At 48.0% G+C, this 17,668-nt stretch carries 19 protein-coding genes; all 19 read left to right on the top strand.

Going from position 1 to position 17,668, the window contains the following annotated elements:
- Positions 1-63: 63 nt before the first annotated feature.
- Positions 64-1,509: an MBL fold metallo-hydrolase gene (locus CGS25_RS17295; protein WP_101676238.1), complete on the top strand. Its 1,446-nt coding sequence runs from the start codon at positions 64-66 to the stop codon at positions 1,507-1,509.
- 64 nt (positions 1,510-1,573) lie between these two features.
- Positions 1,574-2,662 carry a dTDP-glucose 4,6-dehydratase gene (gene rfbB / locus CGS25_RS17290; RefSeq protein ID WP_101676237.1) on the top strand — a complete coding sequence of 363 codons (1,089 nt, stop codon included), beginning with the start codon at positions 1,574-1,576 and terminating at the stop codon, positions 2,660-2,662.
- Positions 2,659-3,540 carry a glucose-1-phosphate thymidylyltransferase RfbA gene (rfbA, locus tag CGS25_RS17285; RefSeq protein ID WP_089031731.1) on the top strand — a complete coding sequence of 294 codons (882 nt, stop codon included), beginning with the start codon at positions 2,659-2,661 and terminating at the stop codon, positions 3,538-3,540. The genes rfbB and rfbA overlap by 4 nt, the downstream gene beginning before the upstream one ends.
- Positions 3,524-4,621, top strand: coding sequence for a DegT/DnrJ/EryC1/StrS family aminotransferase (locus CGS25_RS17280; protein ID WP_101676236.1), 1,098 nt, complete (start codon positions 3,524-3,526; stop codon positions 4,619-4,621). Before rfbA ends, CGS25_RS17280 begins: the two co-directional genes overlap by 17 nt.
- A 211-nt stretch (positions 4,622-4,832) precedes the next feature.
- Complete coding sequence (locus CGS25_RS17275; RefSeq protein ID WP_198588840.1) at positions 4,833-5,558, top strand: DapH/DapD/GlmU-related protein; 726 nt, start codon at positions 4,833-4,835, stop codon at positions 5,556-5,558.
- Positions 5,559-5,571: 13 nt separating this feature from the next.
- A complete protein-coding gene (locus CGS25_RS17270; protein ID WP_101676234.1) occupies positions 5,572-6,147 on the top strand; it encodes a hypothetical protein in 576 nt (191 codons plus the stop codon).
- 21 nt (positions 6,148-6,168) lie between these two features.
- Positions 6,169-7,092 carry a ketoacyl-ACP synthase III gene (locus tag CGS25_RS17265; protein ID WP_101676233.1) on the top strand — a complete coding sequence of 308 codons (924 nt, stop codon included), beginning with the start codon at positions 6,169-6,171 and terminating at the stop codon, positions 7,090-7,092.
- A 9-nt stretch (positions 7,093-7,101) separates the two neighbouring features.
- Entirely contained in the window at positions 7,102-7,338 is a 237-nt protein-coding gene (locus CGS25_RS17260) for an acyl carrier protein (RefSeq protein ID WP_101676232.1), read from the top strand.
- A gap of 31 nt (positions 7,339-7,369) precedes the next feature.
- A complete protein-coding gene (locus CGS25_RS17255) occupies positions 7,370-8,062 on the top strand; it encodes a sulfotransferase (RefSeq protein WP_101676231.1) in 693 nt (230 codons plus the stop codon).
- A gap of 19 nt (positions 8,063-8,081) precedes the next feature.
- Positions 8,082-9,527, top strand: a complete 1,446-nt coding sequence (locus CGS25_RS17250) for a lipopolysaccharide biosynthesis protein (protein WP_101676230.1) — start codon at positions 8,082-8,084, stop codon at positions 9,525-9,527.
- Between the two features lie 36 nt (positions 9,528-9,563).
- Entirely contained in the window at positions 9,564-10,559 is a 996-nt protein-coding gene (locus CGS25_RS17245; protein WP_157933867.1) for a glycosyltransferase, read from the top strand.
- A 31-nt stretch (positions 10,560-10,590) separates the two neighbouring features.
- Complete coding sequence (locus tag CGS25_RS19080) at positions 10,591-11,301, top strand: hypothetical protein (protein ID WP_157933866.1); 711 nt, start codon at positions 10,591-10,593, stop codon at positions 11,299-11,301.
- The gene (locus CGS25_RS17240) at positions 11,301-12,422 is read left to right on the top strand and encodes a glycosyltransferase (protein ID WP_101676228.1); all 1,122 of its coding nucleotides are present in this window, start codon (positions 11,301-11,303) and stop codon (positions 12,420-12,422) included. The genes CGS25_RS19080 and CGS25_RS17240 overlap by 1 nt, the downstream gene beginning before the upstream one ends.
- The gene (locus CGS25_RS17235; RefSeq protein ID WP_101676227.1) at positions 12,419-13,045 is read left to right on the top strand and encodes a sulfotransferase family 2 domain-containing protein; all 627 of its coding nucleotides are present in this window, start codon (positions 12,419-12,421) and stop codon (positions 13,043-13,045) included. Before CGS25_RS17240 ends, CGS25_RS17235 begins: the two co-directional genes overlap by 4 nt.
- A 14-nt stretch (positions 13,046-13,059) precedes the next feature.
- Positions 13,060-14,133 carry a glycosyltransferase gene (locus CGS25_RS17230; protein ID WP_101676226.1) on the top strand — a complete coding sequence of 358 codons (1,074 nt, stop codon included), beginning with the start codon at positions 13,060-13,062 and terminating at the stop codon, positions 14,131-14,133.
- Between the two features lie 2 nt (positions 14,134-14,135).
- Complete coding sequence (locus CGS25_RS17225; protein WP_101676225.1) at positions 14,136-15,347, top strand: glycosyltransferase family 39 protein; 1,212 nt, start codon at positions 14,136-14,138, stop codon at positions 15,345-15,347.
- An 8-nt stretch (positions 15,348-15,355) separates the two neighbouring features.
- Positions 15,356-16,408, top strand: a complete 1,053-nt coding sequence (locus CGS25_RS17220) for a GNAT family N-acetyltransferase (RefSeq protein WP_157933865.1) — start codon at positions 15,356-15,358, stop codon at positions 16,406-16,408.
- Positions 16,408-17,247 carry a polysaccharide deacetylase family protein gene (locus CGS25_RS17215; protein WP_101676223.1) on the top strand — a complete coding sequence of 280 codons (840 nt, stop codon included), beginning with the start codon at positions 16,408-16,410 and terminating at the stop codon, positions 17,245-17,247. Before CGS25_RS17220 ends, CGS25_RS17215 begins: the two co-directional genes overlap by 1 nt.
- Positions 17,248-17,286: 39 nt before the next feature.
- On the top strand, positions 17,287-17,668 hold a 382-nt coding region (locus tag CGS25_RS17210), incomplete at its 3' end, for a glycosyltransferase (protein ID WP_232802471.1).

Genomic DNA, 17,668 nt, shown 5'->3' with positions numbered 1-17,668 from the left:
CACTGAAAACTGAAAACTGAAAACTGAAAACCGCCCCAAACCGGGAAAAGGAAGTCCCAAACCATGCAACCCAACCCAACAATCCACCACCACGGCGCAACCAACGGCGTCACCGGCTCCTGCCACCAACTGATGCTGGCCCCGGACGCCAGCCTGCTGATCGACTGCGGCCTGTTCCAAGGCAACGACGCCGCCCCCCGCGGCGGCCCCGACGAACTGGCCATCGGCTTCGACATCAGCACCGTGCGCGCCCTGCTGGTGACCCACGTGCACATCGACCACGTGGGCCGCATCCCCTGGTTGCTGGCGGCCGGCTTCAAAGGCCCGATTCTGTGCAGCGAGCCCTCCGCCCGGCTGCTGCCCCTGGTGCTCGAAGACGCCTTCAAACTCAGCCTCAGCCGGCAGACCGAAGCGGTGGAAAACTACCTGAAACTGATCGACGAACGCCTGATCGCCATCCCCTACAACCAATGGCACAGCGTCCACCAAAACGCCCGCATCCGCCTACAACGCGCCGGCCACATCCTAGGCTCCGCCTACATAGAATGCGAAGTAACCGGCCCAGCCGCCGAACTGAACACTGAAAACCGAAAACTGAACACTAAGCGAATCGTCTTCTCCGGCGACCTGGGCGCCCCCCACGCCCCCCTACTGGCACCACCCGAACCGCCCGAACACTGCGACACCCTGGTGATCGAAAGCACCTACGGCGACCGCCAACACGAACACCGCGACACCCGCCGCCAACGTCTCGAAGCGCTGATCCAGCGCGCTCTGCAAGACCAGGGCACGGTTCTGATCCCCGCCTTCAGCATTGGCCGCACCCAGGAGCTGCTCTACGAGCTCGAAGAGATCATCCACCGGCGCGGCCACCAGGAAGCCGCCGACGGCCTGCCCTGGAACCAACTGCCGGTGATCCTGGATTCGCCCCTGGCCAGCCGCTTCACCCGGGTCTACCGCGAACTGGAGCGCTGCTGGCCGGAAGAGGCCCGCCAGCGCATCGCCGCCGGCCGCAAACCGCTGGCCTTTGAACAACGGCTCACCGTGGACGGCCACAGCGCCCACCAGCGCATGGTCCGCCACCTGGCCGACAGCCGCCGCCCGGCCATCGTCATCGCCGCCAGCGGCATGTGCACCGGCGGCCGCATCGTCAACTACCTCAAGGCGATGCTCGGCGACCCGCGCCACAACGTGCTGTTCGTCGGCTACCAGGCCGCCGGCACCCCCGGCCGCGACATTCAGACTCATGGCCCCCAAGGCGGCTACGTGGAGCTCGACGGCGAACGCCACACCATCCGCGCCGGCATCGACACCATTGGCGGCTACTCCGCCCACGCCGACCAGACCGGCCTGATCGAGTTCGTCACCGGCATGGACCGCTGGCCGGGACAGATCAAGATCGTGCATGGTGACAGCGAGGCCAAGCGGACGCTGGCCGGGGAGCTTCGGCGCAGGTATGAAGAGAAGGGCAGGGCGGTGGAGATTGAGGTTCCGTTGGGGCACAAATAAGGTCGTTTTGCGGTTCAACCAGTTTGATTGAGAATAAACGAGACATGGGAAGCAGCGAGCAGCTATGAAAATTCTGATTACCGGCGGCGCCGGCTTTATTGGTTCCGCCGTCGTGCGCCATATTATTGGTAACACCGGCGACAGCGTCGTCAACGTGGACAAGCTGACCTATGCCGGCAATCTGGAATCCCTGGCAGCCGTTTCCAGCAACGACCGCTACGCCTTCGAGCAGGTCGATATCTGTGACGGCGCCTCGCTGGAACGTGTTTTTAACCAGCACAAACCGGATGCGGTGATGCACCTCGCGGCGGAGAGCCATGTGGACCGTTCCATCGACGGCCCGGCCGCCTTTATCGAAACCAATATCATCGGCACCTACACGCTGCTGGAAGTCTGCCGCCACTATTGGAACGGGTTGGATGCAGAACGCCGTAGCCGCTTTCGGTTGCACCATGTCTCCACCGACGAAGTCTATGGCGATCTGGAAGGCCCGGACGGGCTGTTCACCGAGCAGACTTCCTACGCGCCGAGTTCCCCTTACTCGGCCAGCAAAGCCAGCTCCGATCATCTGGTGCGGGCCTGGAACCGCACTTACGGTTTGCCGGTGGTGGTCACGAACTGCTCCAACAACTACGGGCCCTACCATTTCCCCGAAAAGCTGATCCCGTTGATGATCCTCAACGCCTTGGAAGGCAAGCCTTTGCCGGTCTATGGGCAAGGCAACCAGATTCGCGATTGGCTCTACGTGGAAGATCACGCCCGCGCGCTCTACAAAGTGGTTACTGAAGGTGCGGTGGGAGAGACCTACAATATTGGTGGCCACAACGAAATGCAGAACATCGAGGTGGTGCACACGCTCTGCGATCTTCTCCAGGAACTGGTCCCGCCGGGCGACAATTCCAGACTTGAATCGGTAAACCAGTACCGCGACCTGATTACTTTTGTGAAGGACCGGCCCGGCCATGATCTTCGCTACGCCATCGACGCCGGCAAGATCGACCGGGAGCTGGGCTGGGTGCCTCAGGAGACCTTCGAAACTGGATTAAAGAAAACCGTGCAATGGTACCTGGACAACCACGACTGGTGTGCCCGGGTGCAAGATGGAAGCTATCAACGTGAACGGCTGGGTACCGGCCAGAGGGAAAGCGCATGAAAGGCATCATTCTCGCAGGCGGCAGTGGAACCCGCCTTTATCCCATCACCATGGGTGTCTCCAAGCAGCTTCTTCCGATCTACGACAAGCCGATGATCTACTACCCATTGTCGGTGCTCATGTTGGCGGGTATCCGCGACATTCTGATCATTACCACGCCGGAGGACATGTCCGGCTTTCAGCGCATGCTGGGCGATGGCAGCCGTTACGGCATCAACCTGACGTATAAAGAACAGCCCAGCCCGGACGGCCTCGCCCAAGCGTTTATCCTGGGTGAATCCTTTATCGGCGATGATCGTGTCTGTCTGGTGCTGGGCGACAACATCTTCTACGGGCAAGGCTTCTCACCCAAGCTGAAAGAAGCGGCTGCCAGAGAATCTGGCGCCACGGTATTTGGCTATCAGGTCAAAGACCCAGAGCGCTTTGGCGTGGTCGAATTCGACGACAACAAGAAGGCTGTGTCCATCGAAGAGAAGCCCGATAAGCCGAAGTCACACTTTGCGGTAACCGGGCTCTATTTCTACGACAACGATGTGATCGAGATGGCCAAGGCCGTCAAGCCATCCCACCGTGGCGAGCTGGAAATCACCAGTATCAACCAGGCTTATTTAGAGCGAGGCGACCTGAGCGTGGAAGTGCTGGGTCGTGGCTTTGCCTGGCTGGACACCGGCACCCATGAAAGCCTGCTGGAGGCCGCCCAATTCGTGGAGACCGTAGAGAAGCGCCAGGGCTACAAAATCGCCTGTCTGGAAGAAATTGCTCTCTACAACGGCTGGCTCAGCGCCAAGGAAGTGGCCGTAATCGGCGATAGCCTCGCGAAGAACGGTTACGGGAAATACCTTCTCGATCTGGTGGAAGAGCATGATTCCAGTCACTAAGCCCTATCTGCCTGACCGGAAGAAGCTGGATCGCTACATCGACGGCATTTACGAACGAAACTGGCTGACCAATAACGGTCCCCTGGTTCAGGAACTGACCCGGAGGTTGGAAGAGTACCTGGGCGTTGAAAACCTGTTACTGGTCGCCAATGGCACCTTGGCGCTGCAGATCGCCTACCGGGTCCTGGGCGTCTCAGGGCAGGCTTCTGACACCCCCGCGGAAGCTATCACCACACCGTTTTCTTTTGTTGCCACGGCGAGCTCTTTGAAGTGGGAAGGTGTGGAGCCAGTGTTCGCCGACATCGATCCGGACACCTGGTGCCTGGACCCGGCGAACATTGAACCGGCCATCACCTCACGTACTCGAGCTATCGTGCCTGTGCACGTATTCGGCAATGCCTGCGAGGTAGAAGCCATCAATGAAATTGCCCGCAAGCACAATCTTAAGGTGATTTACGACGGTGCCCACGCCTTTGGCGTGACCTATAAAGGTGAAAGCCTGCTGAAACATGGCGACGCGGCAACACTCAGTTTCCACGCCACAAAACTCTTTCACACAGTGGAAGGTGGCGCCATCGTCTTCAAACGCAAAGAGGACCTGGAAAAAGCGAGATTAATGATCAACTTCGGGCTTTCAGGGCCTGAGCAGATCGACGAGCTCGGCATCAACGCCAAGATGAATGAATTCCAAGCGGCCATGGGGCTTTGCGTGCTTGATGAAATGGCCTTGGTAACCCAGGCCCGGAAGCAAGTCCAAGATCACTACACGGAATCTTTGGCTGGCCATCTGAAAGTCCAGAAATGGAATGAAAGCTGCCAAAGTAACTACGCCTATTATCCCGTGGTTCTTAAGGATCAGACTGCTCTTCTGAATACTTTGGAAGCGCTAAAAAATGAAGGCATACAGGCGAGAAGATATTTCTTCCCTTCCTTGAACACTCTGCCAATCAGTAGCGTCAAATCGACAATGAGACATTCCGAGGAGCTTTCTGGGCATGTTCTTTGTTTGCCGATATACGCTGGCCTGGATGAGGCGAGTCAGATGCAAATTGAAAAAGTCACATTGAAGGGTGGGGTGTAGGGATATGGACGGCGGGTTTTTGTCGCGAGATGTAGCGATAAGCGAGATAAGCCTTTGGCTACAGAAGCTTGGTATATCCCATGAACTCCAGCGGCAGGATGATAATAGGGTGGTTCGTGCTGTCTGTGACTCGAGACTGCCTGGAGAGAGGTGCCTTGCCTTTGCTAAGCGAGATGCAATCGAGGCAGGCTCCCAATTGTTGAACAGCTTGGTGTTCGTGGACGACTGGCCCAGTGCCGAAAGTAGTACAAATCTGTACTGCAAGGTTGACGATCCGAGAGCAGTCTTTATCGATCTTCTGGCCCTTCTGATGACTGAAATGGATGTCTGGGCGCACTCACCTGACTATCGGAAACACGCTGAAGTCGACGCCACGGCTATGATCGCTGCCTCGGCGGTGATCGAAGAGGGAGTTAAAGTCGGTAAGCGCGCCCGGATAGAAGCCGGCGTGGTATTAAAACGTGGCACCTGGATCGATGATGACGCGATTATCGGGCCGAACGCATGTGTCGGAGATGAAGGCATAACGCTCTACAAGGCCAACGACGGGCGAGTGTTGAAATTTCCCCATGTTGGAGGCGTCTATATCGGTAAGAGAACGTATATAGGCGCAAACAGCGTGATACCGCAAGGCATCCTGTCTGCTACGAAAATCGGCAACGACGTCGTTATCGGGAATCTATGCAATATCGGACACGGTGCAAGCATAGGTCAACGTGTCTGGATGTCCGTTGGTGGTTTGGTCGGAGGACATACTGTTGTCGAAGATGATGCCACACTCGGAATGGGAGCCACCATTCGCGATAACCTCATTATCGGTAAGGATGCGTCCGTTGGAATGGGCAGCGTAGTAGTGAAAAATGTGCATACAAAAACTTCGGTTTTTGGTAACCCGGCCAAAAGAATGCCAGGGCTTACCACAGGACCGAAGCGATAGCAGGAGCGACCCAGTGACGGAAACAGTGAATTTCCCGCTAAAAGGGAAAAGAGACTATGTTCACGGCACCAGTATCTTTAACGAACTGGTACTTCAAGCAAAAAGAGCCGGTCTCGAAAGCGGAAGAATAAACCTGACGTTCAAGAATAAAGTCGACAATAACGTATGTTTGATCGAGAGAAGGGTGCCACGCAAGGAGGATGCCGTTATCGCCAAGCTTGACGGCAGCAATGGTGACCCGGAGCTGTATATCAGCTTGAACCCGTCTTCGGAGGGTGCGCCGGCAGAAAGAGTGGATTTTGATGAAGATAATATTTGCCAAGATGGCTTGTTATTTGAGAGCTCAATTGAATTAAAAGGCGCTACACATCATGATTCGATAGAAATGGTTGTTGCACTTTGTAAAAAAATGCACCTTCAATTAGTCGATGCTGAAAAGAAGTGGGTCTTCTCAAGATACCTCGGGGCTTTTCCAATACCGAAAGGAAAAGATATAAAGCTGGTTCTGGTAAAAAAAGTTGGTACCAAGCTTACCTGCAGTAAAGTCTATATCGATGGCAGTGAAGTCGCAGATATATATTTCTCCTGACATGATCGCAAAGGTTACATTATGCTAGGAATAGAAAACGTAGCATCTTATATTCCAGAGAGAAAAATCGACAACCTGGAGCAGGCTGATAAATTCGGAGCTGACAGAGAATTTGTCGAAAAAAAAATTGGTGTTTTGAAGCTGCCCCGGCTTAGCGAAGACGAGTCGGTAGCTTACGCTTGTGTTGAGGCGTTCAAAGCACTAAGCGAAAAAGGTGGTGTCGAGCTGGAAGAGATAGACTGCCTGGTTGTCTGCACACAGAATCCAGACAGAGATGGGTTGCCGCACAATTCAGCGATATTGCACGCAGAGCTAGGTCTGAAAGACGAATGTGCATGCTTCGATATCGGCCTTGGTTGCTCAGGATATGTATATGGGCTGAGCATCATTGAATCTTTCATGCAGGCGAATGGCCTTAAGCGTGGGTTATTTTTTACCTGCGATCCATACTCAAGAATACTGGACCCCGAAGATAAGAATACCTGCCTGCTTTTTGGCGACGCGGCAACAGTCACACTTATCAGTGATAGTCCAAAATACGTAAAGGCTGGCGCTAAATTTTCGACTCGTGGAGCGGGACGCGAAGCCCTGGAAAAGGTCGATGGGAAGCTCGCCATGAATGGTCGAGCGGTCTTTAATTTTGCGTTAATGGACGTTCCGAAGCAGATAAAATCCTTGCTGGAATCGCAAGAGCTCGATGTTGCTAGTATAGACCTGTTCCTGCTTCACCAGGGCAGCCGGTTTATGCTGGAAAATACGATAAAGAGAGCGGGCATCCCTTCAGACAAGGCCCCGATTGAGTTGTCCGAGACAGGCAATACCGTTTCGTCGTCCATTCCAATCCTTCTCGAAAAGCGGATTAGGGATTTGCCGGGCCTGGTACTTATGTCAGGCTTTGGGGTGGGTCTATCCTGGGCATCAGCCATTTACAAACAGAACTCTTAGGAGCAAAAAATGCAAAGAGAAGAAGCCATCAAGATCGTGATCGAAGTACTTGAAGACAACGTACAGGACTTAGAGATGTCAGACGACAAGATGGATGAGACGCTGGTTGATATTGGCGTTGATTCGCTTGATGTCATGCTGGTGATGATGGATATCCAAGAAAAGTCGGGTGTGAAGATATCGGATGATAAGGCGGATGAGCTGGATACGCCAAATAAGATTGTTGATTTCATACTTGGCAATTAAAAGTAAAGTGGCTTAATAAAGGTATTAGTAAATGAGTTTTATCAGAGCGGTGGGCTCGGGGATAATCTCAAATCTGGGTGATGTTCGTAACCGACAGCAGGCAAAAAATAAGCAAAAATTTTTTTGTATTGGTAGGAATAAAACAGGAACAACATCTCTGGAGAAGGCATTCAGGGATTTGAGATTTGTCGTTGGGGATCAGCGCAGGGGGGAGCTGCTTGCAGATAAATATTACTTCAAGGGTGATTTTGATCCAATTATAAGATTTTGTAAGACTGCTCAGGTTTTTCAAGATGTTCCTTTTAGTTATCCCGAGACGTATAAATATTTAGATGCGGCATTTCCAGGTAGTAAATTCATTCTTACGATCCGAGATAGTCCTGAAGTTTGGTATCAGTCGCTAACAAAATTTCATACAAAACGCTTTGGTAAAAACGGAAAGCTCCCTATTGGCGATGATCTCCTAGCCGCCCCGTACGTAAGGAGAGGTTTTGTTTATAATACCGTGCGTTTGCACGGAACGCCTGATGATGATCCCTACAATAAAGAGATAATGATTGATCATTATATAAAGCACAACCAGGCGGTGGCTGATTACTTTATCGATCGGCCGGATTCTCTTCTAGTGATTAACGTGAGTAAGAGCGACGCGTACAAGAAATTTATAGACTTCATCGGCGCGGAGTCAGAGTCTAGAGATTTTCCTTGGGAGAATAAAACTTAGTGATAAAATCCAGGCCAATATGAGTAAAATTAATCGAGATATTAGCATTGGTGTTCTGTGGAACCTGGCTAGTATTTTTATGAGTCGTGGTGCTTCGATAGTATTCACACTCTTCCTTGCCCGCCTCTTAACACCAAACGACTTTGGTCTGGTGGCCATGATTGTTATTTGCTTCGAGCTTGCTGGTGTTTTTGTTCAGTCGGGGTTGGGGCAAGCATTGATACAGAGCGAAAAGGTAAGCGACGAAGATCTAAGTACCGTGTTTATAACCAATATGGCGATGAGTGCCTTTGCGTACTGCGCCCTTTTCCTTTCGGCACCATGGGTCGCCAAATTTTATCAGCAACCGGAACTAACACTACTAGTTCGAGTTATGGGGCTGGTTGTTTTTATCAACGCAATGAAAATTGTTCCAACCGCGACGCTTAGCCGTGCAATGAACTTTAAGTCGCAAATGGTTGCTAATACTTCAGGCGTCGTATCGTCAGGCATCGTTGCTGTGACATTGGCCTATAATGGGGCCGGAGTCTGGAGCCTGGTTGCGCAGATGGTAATGGCGGCGTTTGTCTCCACCTTGCTGCTATGGTTCGCCAGCGTATGGCGGCCTAGCTTAATTTTTAGTGTTGAATCCTTTTTAAGGCTTTTCCAGTTTGGTGTAAATCTTTTAATAGAAGGTTTTTTGGCTGTTCTGTATCAAAATTCGTACGTTCTAGTGATCGGCCGCTTCTACAGCGCTGAGGCAACCGGCCTATATTTTCTAGCGAAGAAAATAAGCAATCTGGTTTCCCAGCAGATGACATCGGCTGTACAGCAAGTAACTTTTCCGGCCTTATCTAAACTACAAAATGATAATGAAAAGCTGAGATATAAATATCGTCAAATTATTCAAATGACAATGTTCATGATCGCGCCAGTTATGCTTCTTCTAGCTTCTCTTTCAAGGCCGGTCTTTGAGATTGCGTTTTCGGAGAAATGGCAAGGCTCGGTTCCCTATCTTCAGCTTTTATGCGTGGTTGGGATGATTTATCCATTGCACGCCTTGAATGTAAATATTATGAACGTAAAAGGCAGGTCTGATTTGGTTTTGAAAGTGGGGCTTGCTAAAAAAGCCGTTAATCTATCTTTGCTCGGACTTTCCTTAAAATATGGAGTGCTCGCGATAGCTATTAGCCAGGTGTTGGGTTCCGTCCTTGCTCTAGTGCCAAACACATACTATTCAGCTAGGTTGGTGAATTACGGACTCGTAGATCAGCTTAAAGATGCAGCTAAACCTGTTCTGTCAGCCTTGATAGCAGCCTCAGGATTGTTTTTCTTGTTGCCAATGTTAACAATTCGAGCAGAAATTTCCCTTCCTTTCTGCTTGCTTTTGGGTGCTTTAATATATTTGAGTACAAGCTATCTAGTTAAATCTGAAGGCATGTTTATGTGCATAAACGTACTTAAATATAAAATCAGGAAGCAATGACATGCGAATATTTCTATGTGCATCGGCGCAAGATTCATGAAACAGTCGGGCTCACATGATGGCTCTGAGAGTGGTGCTGGAGAAGTTTTAGCGAGCGTCTGTGTGACTGCATATCAGCACGTAGACTACATTGAGAAGTGCTTGGAAAGTATTATATCACAAAAGACGAGATTTAATTTTGAGATTGTTTTGGGGGAAGATGATTCTTCGGATGGTACGCGGGACATATGTAAGAGATTTAAGGATGCTCATCCATCATTGATATCGCTATCCCTAAATAGTCGTGCTGATGTCATATATGTGGCGGGGTCCGCCACAGGGCGCGCAAACTTTTTGGGAAATATTGCCAGAGCCAAAGGCAGGTATATCTTCTTTTGTGATGGTGATGACTTTTGGACGGATGATAAAAAGCTCCAAATTTGTGTAGATAAATTTGAAGAAAATCCAAAAATTAGCATGATAACTACTAGGGCGGAGATTAAAAACGAAGATCTCACTGAGACGCTTGGTTTTTTGGCAAACTATGGAGAATCAGAAAAGATATTCTCGCCTTCAGATATGGTCCTGTCCGTTTCTGGCTTACCTATAAGCCCTATGCAGACGATGGCTGTGAGGGCATCAATTTGCGAGCAGCATTCCTTAGCTAGGTTAATTAATTATGGAGGAAGTATGCATGCAATAATTCATTTGCAAGCTTCTTTGCATGGCAGTTGTTGCTATTTGCCACGGACTACTGCCGTGTATCGACATGCTAGTAAATCGTCTGTTGTGGCAAAGCGAAAAGCCAGCTCAAAAGGGGAGAAATTGTATGAATGGAATAAGCTTTGGTTAAACCTCATGAAGGCGTTTTCAAAGTTTGAACCATCTTTAGAAAAACCTACGAATGAAGCGATATTGAATCGGCTTTTGTCATTGTTTATAAGTAGCAACATGAGCTTGACAAATAAAGCCAAGATAACGGCGATTTTTTTAGTAAATGTTAGAGTTAAATTTTTAACTTTATGGTTTTGGGAAAGATTAAAAAAGTGTTAGATGTTTCGCTATACATAGAAGAGTGGCCTCAATGTTTAATATTAAAAGATTTGTTAGTCAGATTTATGTTTCAACGGCTCCCTTGGCTCTTTTAGAAGCGCGTCACCATTTCAAAACGAGGCATGCAGTGCAAGAGTGGCTGGCCGATGAATACGTTTTTATACATATCCCTAAGTCGGGAGGAACTAGTTTGGCCTTGGCTCATGATAGACACGAAAGTGGCCATTATTGTTACCAAAAAATTCTTTCTATGCGAAACGGGCGCGTGGGTTCGGGTGCGTATTTTATAATGAGAGATCCTGTTGAAAGGATAATATCCTCGTACAAGTATTTAAATATTCTGAACGATAAGTTTGGATCGTCGCCTGTTCCAGCGGCAAATAAAAGCAAAAACATCGATGATTTTTTGGAGAAGTATATCTTCAAGATAGACGTGAACGACCATTATTTTTTTCGCAGTGCGTCCTGTTTTATTAGAGGTGCGCCAAGATGCTCGACATGGATGATTAACTTTGAAAATCTTTCTAATAATTTGAAAATTTTTTTTTCCGAGGTTGTTGGTGAGCAAATGGTATTGCCTCATGTGAACTCAAGCGCACAAAGAAGTGATGATGTAAAAATCAAAGAAGAAAATATAGACATTCTAAAAGAAATCTATAAAGACGATATGATTTTGTGTTCGACGTTGTCCGGGAAACCATTTGCAAGGGTTGATGATGCCGACTTGGCGGATGGCGCCTGATGAAAGTTGAGTCTTGTAATAATATAATGCTTGTTTGCTCCTCTCTGGGTGGGGGGGGGGCGGAACGTGTTGCAACTAATTTAGCGCTGGAGTTTTTAAATATTGGCATAAGAGTTTCTATTTTTTTCTGGGATGATAAAACTAATTCAGAATATTTTTTGGACAAAAGGATAGTTTTATATAGGCCTCAAAGCCGAAATTTTTTTTTCAGGTGCTTGAGCATGCGAAAAGCGCTTATAAAAGAGAATCCGGAGGCTGTAATTAGCTTTACCGACATTCCTAACATCATTACCTGGCTGGCTTCTCTTTTAATGCGGGGCTCATTTAAGCGACTGCCTACCATTCATAGTAACCTTCGAGCTAGAGATCTTGCGACGGGATATACTATAAGGAACCAGATTGTAAGATTTTTACATCGGCTTTCTTGTCGGCGTGCTTTTGGTGTCGTGGCTGTGTCTGATGGGGTAAGGAAGGCCGCAGCACAGTATTTATCCTTGAACGATAGAACGGTAGTTACGATCTACAATCCGATTTTTTCTGGCGGGTTGATGCCGGCTGCTGCTAAGAAAGAGGTAGATCGTCGACATATCAAATTGGTGGCGGCGGGGCGGCTTAGCGCAGCCAAAGATTACCCCGTGATGTTTAGGGCAGTTAACATACTCATTTCAGATATGGGCCAGAAATGCTCTCTGGATATCTATGGAGAAGGGCCTCTCGAAAAAGATTTAAAGGATTTGGCAAAAGAAATGTCATTGCAGGACGCTGTCCAGTTCAAAGGGTTTTCCAAGAATCTGAAAGAAAACTTCCCTCGTTACGATATGTTGGTCTTGAGTTCTCGTTGGGAGGGGTTTGCTAATGTTTTGGTTGAAGCATTGCTCTGCAAACTCCCTGTTATTTCAACAAATTGCCCCTCAGGTCCCTCCGAGGTTCTAGATAACGGCAGATTCGGTACGCTAGTGCCTGTTTCGGATCCTGTAAGTTTGGCTGAAGGTATATACCAAAGAGTGTCGAAGGCTGAAAAACAGTTTAATGATGATGACTTGGCCAAACATCTAAGTAAATTTTCATCTTCTTATGTTGCTAAACAGTACCTCGATTATTTGTCAGGCTGTTGTTTATGAATTTCAGATATAAAATCAATCTTTATCGCCGGTACCCATATTGGAGTAAAAAAAAATGTATTTATGTTCACATTCCTAAGGCGGCGGGTACTAGTATAAATCAATCTATTTATGGAAGGACCTTAGGTCATTATAAAGCATATGAAATAAAGGCTAAATTTCCCAAACTTTATCAAGAGTGCTTTGTGTTCTCGGTGACAAGAAATCCTTGGGATAGGGTCGTCTCTGCGTATCGTTTCGCTAAGATGGGCTCCACTGGGTCTATGGCGGTTAGCAACCCCTTTAGCTATAAAATTGATGCTTTTAGAAGCTTTGATGCTTTTATTCATGAATGGTTGGTTTATAAAGAATTGAAAGATTTGGATTTTATTTTTCAGCCTCAGTACCTTTTCGTTACAGATTTGAGTGGCTCGGTTATAGTGGATCATCTGGGGAGACTAGATAGGATTAACGATACTATAAAAGCCGTGCAAGAGGTTCTTTCAGTGAATATGAATATGCAAAATATTAATGTCACTTCATCTGATAGTAATTATAAAAAATATTATCAAAGTAACGATACTGTGAATACGGTCGCGCGCTTGTACGCCAAGGACGTTTCGTTGTTTAAGTATGATTTCTAAGATGGAATATTTCCATGGATGTATTGTACGTTATTAAAGGGCTCGGTCTTGGTGGGGCGGAGCGTCATGTTGTTGAGTGCTGTATTGCAGCAAAGGCCAATGGCTACGATGTTTGTGTGCTTTATTTTTTGAAAAATAAAAATCAAATTGAGCATGAGCTTAGGGAAAAAGATATTCCAGTTTTTTTTGTTAAAAAAAATCCATGGTGGATATTTTCCTTTTTTTTGTTCGTAAAGTTGATTTTTTTATACAGGCCGAAAGTTGTGCATGCGCATTTGCCAATACCGGCGCTGATTGCTCGACTCTTCAAGTTTTTTTTCTCATATCGCATGATAACAACGGAGCATAACGTATATGGGCGACTCCATCCGATAACACGTTTCCTCCATAGAACATTACATTTTTTAGATGATGCCACTGTCAGTTGCTCAGAGGCGGTCGCGTTGTCATTGCCTTGGAGTACTCAAATTATTGATAATGGAATATCCGTGCCTGACAGGCCTCTTTGTCTTGGTGAAGTGAGACATAGGTTGGGTATTCGGAGTGATGCGATTGTATTTATATGCGTTGCAAATTTGTTAAAAAAGAAAAACCATGAGATGTTGATTCGGGCGTTTGATCAAATGATCGCTGTTAAATCCTTGCCTTGTCATTTGGTATTGGTAGGCCAGGATGGCACCGAAAAGCCGAAGTTGAAATCGTTGGTCGGTCAACTTCAGTCAGCTGACTGTATTCACTTTTGGGGACCGCACCCGCGCGCATCAAATTTAATTTTTGATGCGGATATTTTTTGCCTGTCTTCAGATTATGAAGGGCTTCCCTTGGCTCTATTGGAAAGCATGTTTGTGGGACTGCCATCGATTGTGACTAAGGCGGGTGGAATGCCTAGTGCGGTAGAAGATCAGATGTCGGGTTTCGTAGTAGATGTGGCCAACCAGGAATCATTTTCTCATAGCATGGCTGTTTTGGCTGACAACGCAGAGCTACGAAAGAGAATGGGGCAGCGGGCAACCGAAATCGCGTCTGGTCGATTTTCTGTTGAGGCTATGTTTGAGAAGCTGTCATTGATATATAGAAAAGATGTATAACCATGGAAATTTTCATTGCGGTTTTCTTGTTTTCTCTTACTTTTTGTTTTGTGATTTTTATCGCAAATTGCTATCGCTGGTTGGCATTACCTTTGATGAGCGCATTTTTTGCAAGATTAGGAGTGTCACTTTTTCATCGCTATGTGGCTGCTTTGCCCCAAGGTAGCTATGATGCTAGCGTTTTTGAACGTGTTGCTTATGACTGGTCCTCGAGTGGTTGTTTGGGGTTTTTTGAGCATTTCAATCCTTCCGCGTCGTACGTTTATAGTTCTGTGCTCGCGACTTTGTATGGTTGTACGGATCGCTCTGTTCTTGGTGCCCAAGCGCTTAATGTACTTGTGGGCGTGATATCAGTTCTAGTAATTGCGATTGCCACAAAGAAAGTTTGGAATGAACGGGCTGCAACCTCTGTCGCTTGGCTCGCCTCTCTGTTCCCAGCATTGGTGATATATTCATCGGTTACGTTGCGTGAAGTTTTTGTGTTGATTTTCTTTTCATTCGGAATCTTGATGCTAATATCTTCTGTGCAGCGGAAAAATTTGATTTACTTGTGTTTTTGCTTTTTTTCTTTTTCCTGTGCGTCCCTGTTTCATAGCGGTATAGCATTTGCTATTCCCGCCTCTTTGGTGGCCTATCTGCTCTTTAGTGCGCCAGCCAATACTCAAAGAAAAGTCTACATCAAGCGTGCAGGGAGCGCAGTAGCTCTCCTCATTTTCTTTATTCTATGTGCTGTATTTATGGAGAATATTTTTCTACCTAAAGTAGGCGCGCTATCTGAGCTTGACTCAGAAAGTATTGCTACCGTCGTCTCGAGTAGAGCAGATGGCGGTGCAGTATATCTCTCAGGTTTGGCGGTGTCTGGCCCTGTAGACATTCTCTGGCAGGCACCGATACGAATGATCTACTTTCTTTTTTCGCCGATGCCATGGCAGGTTCGGTCGGTTGGCCACGCTTTAGGAATGCTGGATAGCTTTTTATATGTTTTTTTGGTTTTTCTGATATTTAAAAATCGAAAAGATATTTTTAAAACTCCAGAGGCTAAAGTTCTTGGTGCTGTTTTTTTTCTGCTCCTTTTTGTCTTCGCGTTCGGGACTTCAAATTTTGGTACGGCTATGAGACATCGCGCGAAGTTTGGATTTATCCTTTTCATTCTTTCTGCACCTTATATCCGTGTCGCTGTTGCCCGTTTGAGTGGACGAAAGAATAGCCAGTGAGGTCGACGATGAGTGACGAAGTTTCGATGAAGAATCTGGAAGATGTTGATCTTGTTGCCCTTTTGAAGCTGGTTTCACAAAGTTTGAGCAATGAAGGGGTGACTCAGAAGACCGTTGATTTTTGGAGGTGGAAGCATTTTGATAATCCATTCGGCCAATCTGTGGGCTTGGCTGCTTGCAAATCAAATGAATTGGTGGCCGTCCGCCCGCTCATGAGGTGGCATTTTCTTTGTGACTCCGGCTCCTATTCAGCCCTGCGTGCAGTCGACACAGCGACGGCTCCAGAATGGCGAGGCCGTGGTCTTTTTAGAAAGCTCACAGACAAGTGTGTGCAGAATGCTCATAAAGATGGGGTTTCTTTTATTTTTAATTCGCCGAACAGTAGTAGCCTACCAGGATATGTTAAAATGGGTTGGCGTCATGTTGCACAGCTCAAGGTGTTTCTCTGTGTTTCTTCGCCTGCACGGTTTGTTTTTTCCTTTATGAAGTATAAATTTTTTAAACGAAATCGTGTTGCAGAAAAATGGTGCCGAGTTAGTGGTGGGAAGGTCCAGTCTTTGAGTTTGTTTCGCGACTCTAGAGACTTGCTGAAATTGGCATCCAGTTTTGAGGAAAAAAGGAGGGCGCAAGGTTATCGAACACCTCGAACCCCGGAGTACTTGTATTGGCGTTATGTTGATCAGCCAAACGCTGATTACGGTGTCCATGTTTCTCGCGATGCTAATGGCTCGATATCGGCTATTTCTATTCTTCGCCTTGAGGTTAGATCCGGCCTTTTGGGGGCTGTTCTGCTTGAAGTTTTCTCTCAAAAGAGCGATGTTGAGTCTGTTGCAGTAGAGATTAGGAGGGTAAAGAGAGAATTGAAAGTAGACTACTTCGTGTCTTATTTTTCACCACTCTCTGTTGAAGCTTCGGCGTCTAAGAAGTGTGGTTTTTTTAGGTTTCCCTTTAAGTATATAAACTTTGCATTTCGCCCCTTGGGCGAAAATGTAAGCTATGACATCGATCCGCTCAACCCGGAATCTTGGGATATCAGTTACGGGGAGCTTGAGGTTTTTTGATGGTAATGTCAGTTCTTCGGGGTGCACTTAAGTCTTTTTCTTATCTGCTTACCGCCTTTAAAAAACCTTGCGATAACATTGTCTTTTTGATGTATCACCGGGTTACGGGCGATGTAAATCTGGAGCTGGACCTCCCCTTTGAACTTTTCGAAAAGCAAATGGCAGTGCTGTCAGAGGGATATGAAGTTATCTCATTCGACGTTGCTATTGAGCACTTACAGGCAAGACGGATTCCCCCTTCGTCTCGCCCTCGTGTAGTGATTACGTTCGATGATGCCTACGAAGATTTCTATGACAAAGCTTTGCCTGTTCTTGAGAAGTACTCGCTCCCTGCAGCGCTATACGTACCGACGAGCTTTATTGATAACCCAGGCGAAGCCCCGGTCAGTGTTTTGGATGAGTCATCTGCTCTCTTGAAGCCCATGAGCTGGGATATGCTCAGAGAAGTGCAGCGGAATCACCTCATCACTCTGGCTGCCCACAGCCACGGCCACCAGGAATATTCATCGCTTTCACCAGAAGCCATTAAGGCGGATGTTGCTATATCGGCTGGACGTATCGCGGATGAGTTGGGTGTCAGTTTTGACCATTTCGCCTATCCTCGTGGTCGTTGGAATGAAGTAGCGGAGGCGACGGTAAGACCTTTTTATAAGACCATAACGCTGGTGGGTGGTGCCGGGGTGTCCCCTTCGGATTTCGACCCTTACCGTATTCCCAGAGTGCCTGTGATTCGCAGTGATGGCTTTTTTTGGTTTTCTGCTCGCATACGAGGTCGCTTGGTATACGAGCAAAAGATACTGAATTTGGTTAAAGGTATTTTGAATGCATCACGCCGTTAGCCCCGTCATTTTCTTGCCTCTCCGCCTGTTTGCCATCCTATGAAACCCATCGTTCTCGTCTCCAACACCGCCTGGTATCTCTACAACTTCCGTCGCGGCACCCTGGCTGAGCTGGTGGCTCAGGGCCATCGCGTGGTCACCATGGCGCCGCCGGATCGCTATGCCACCAAGCTGGTGGAAGAGCTGGGGGTGGAGTTCGTGCCGTTGCAGTTGGATGGCAAGGGCACGCGTCTGCTGGGCGAGGCGCTGAGCCTGTTGCGGCTGTTTTTTGCGTTACGCCGGCTGCGGCCGGCGTTCGTGTTCAATTTCACCGTTAAGGCCAACATCTATTCCGGCTTGGTGTGCCGTCTGCTGCGCATTCCCTATGCGAACAATGTGTCCGGCCTGGGCACGGCGTTTATTCACGATAGCTGGCTGTATC

The sequence above is a fragment of the Alloalcanivorax mobilis genome, from assembly GCF_002864685.1.
GTDB lineage: Bacteria > Pseudomonadota > Gammaproteobacteria > Pseudomonadales > Alcanivoracaceae > Alloalcanivorax > Alloalcanivorax mobilis.
This window is presented reverse-complemented; position numbering and strand designations above follow the sequence as displayed.

What these genes read in the sequence shown, in the direction of transcription:
- CGS25_RS17225 (WP_101676225.1), top strand. Translation starts at nt 14,136, where the DNA reads ATGGAAATTTTCATTGCGGTTTTCTTGTTTTCTCTTACTTTTTGTTTT.
- rfbB (WP_101676237.1), top strand. Translation starts at nt 1,574, where the DNA reads ATGAAAATTCTGATTACCGGCGGCGCCGGCTTTATTGGTTCCGCCGTC.
- CGS25_RS17280 (WP_101676236.1), top strand. Translation starts at nt 3,524, where the DNA reads ATGATTCCAGTCACTAAGCCCTATCTGCCTGACCGGAAGAAGCTGGAT.
- rfbA (WP_089031731.1), top strand. Translation starts at nt 2,659, where the DNA reads ATGAAAGGCATCATTCTCGCAGGCGGCAGTGGAACCCGCCTTTATCCC.
- CGS25_RS17250 (WP_101676230.1), top strand. Translation starts at nt 8,082, where the DNA reads ATGAGTAAAATTAATCGAGATATTAGCATTGGTGTTCTGTGGAACCTG.
- CGS25_RS17230 (WP_101676226.1), top strand. Translation starts at nt 13,060, where the DNA reads ATGGATGTATTGTACGTTATTAAAGGGCTCGGTCTTGGTGGGGCGGAG.
- CGS25_RS17260 (WP_101676232.1), top strand. Translation starts at nt 7,102, where the DNA reads ATGCAAAGAGAAGAAGCCATCAAGATCGTGATCGAAGTACTTGAAGAC.
- CGS25_RS17215 (WP_101676223.1), top strand. Translation starts at nt 16,408, where the DNA reads ATGGTAATGTCAGTTCTTCGGGGTGCACTTAAGTCTTTTTCTTATCTG.
- CGS25_RS19080 (WP_157933866.1), top strand. Translation starts at nt 10,591, where the DNA reads ATGTTTAATATTAAAAGATTTGTTAGTCAGATTTATGTTTCAACGGCT.
- CGS25_RS17240 (WP_101676228.1), top strand. Translation starts at nt 11,301, where the DNA reads ATGAAAGTTGAGTCTTGTAATAATATAATGCTTGTTTGCTCCTCTCTG.
- CGS25_RS17235 (WP_101676227.1), top strand. Translation starts at nt 12,419, where the DNA reads ATGAATTTCAGATATAAAATCAATCTTTATCGCCGGTACCCATATTGG.
- CGS25_RS17265 (WP_101676233.1), top strand. Translation starts at nt 6,169, where the DNA reads ATGCTAGGAATAGAAAACGTAGCATCTTATATTCCAGAGAGAAAAATC.
- CGS25_RS17295 (WP_101676238.1), top strand. Translation starts at nt 64, where the DNA reads ATGCAACCCAACCCAACAATCCACCACCACGGCGCAACCAACGGCGTC.
- CGS25_RS17255 (WP_101676231.1), top strand. Translation starts at nt 7,370, where the DNA reads ATGAGTTTTATCAGAGCGGTGGGCTCGGGGATAATCTCAAATCTGGGT.
- CGS25_RS17220 (WP_157933865.1), top strand. Translation starts at nt 15,356, where the DNA reads ATGAGTGACGAAGTTTCGATGAAGAATCTGGAAGATGTTGATCTTGTT.
- CGS25_RS17245 (WP_157933867.1), top strand. Translation starts at nt 9,564, where the DNA reads ATGAAACAGTCGGGCTCACATGATGGCTCTGAGAGTGGTGCTGGAGAA.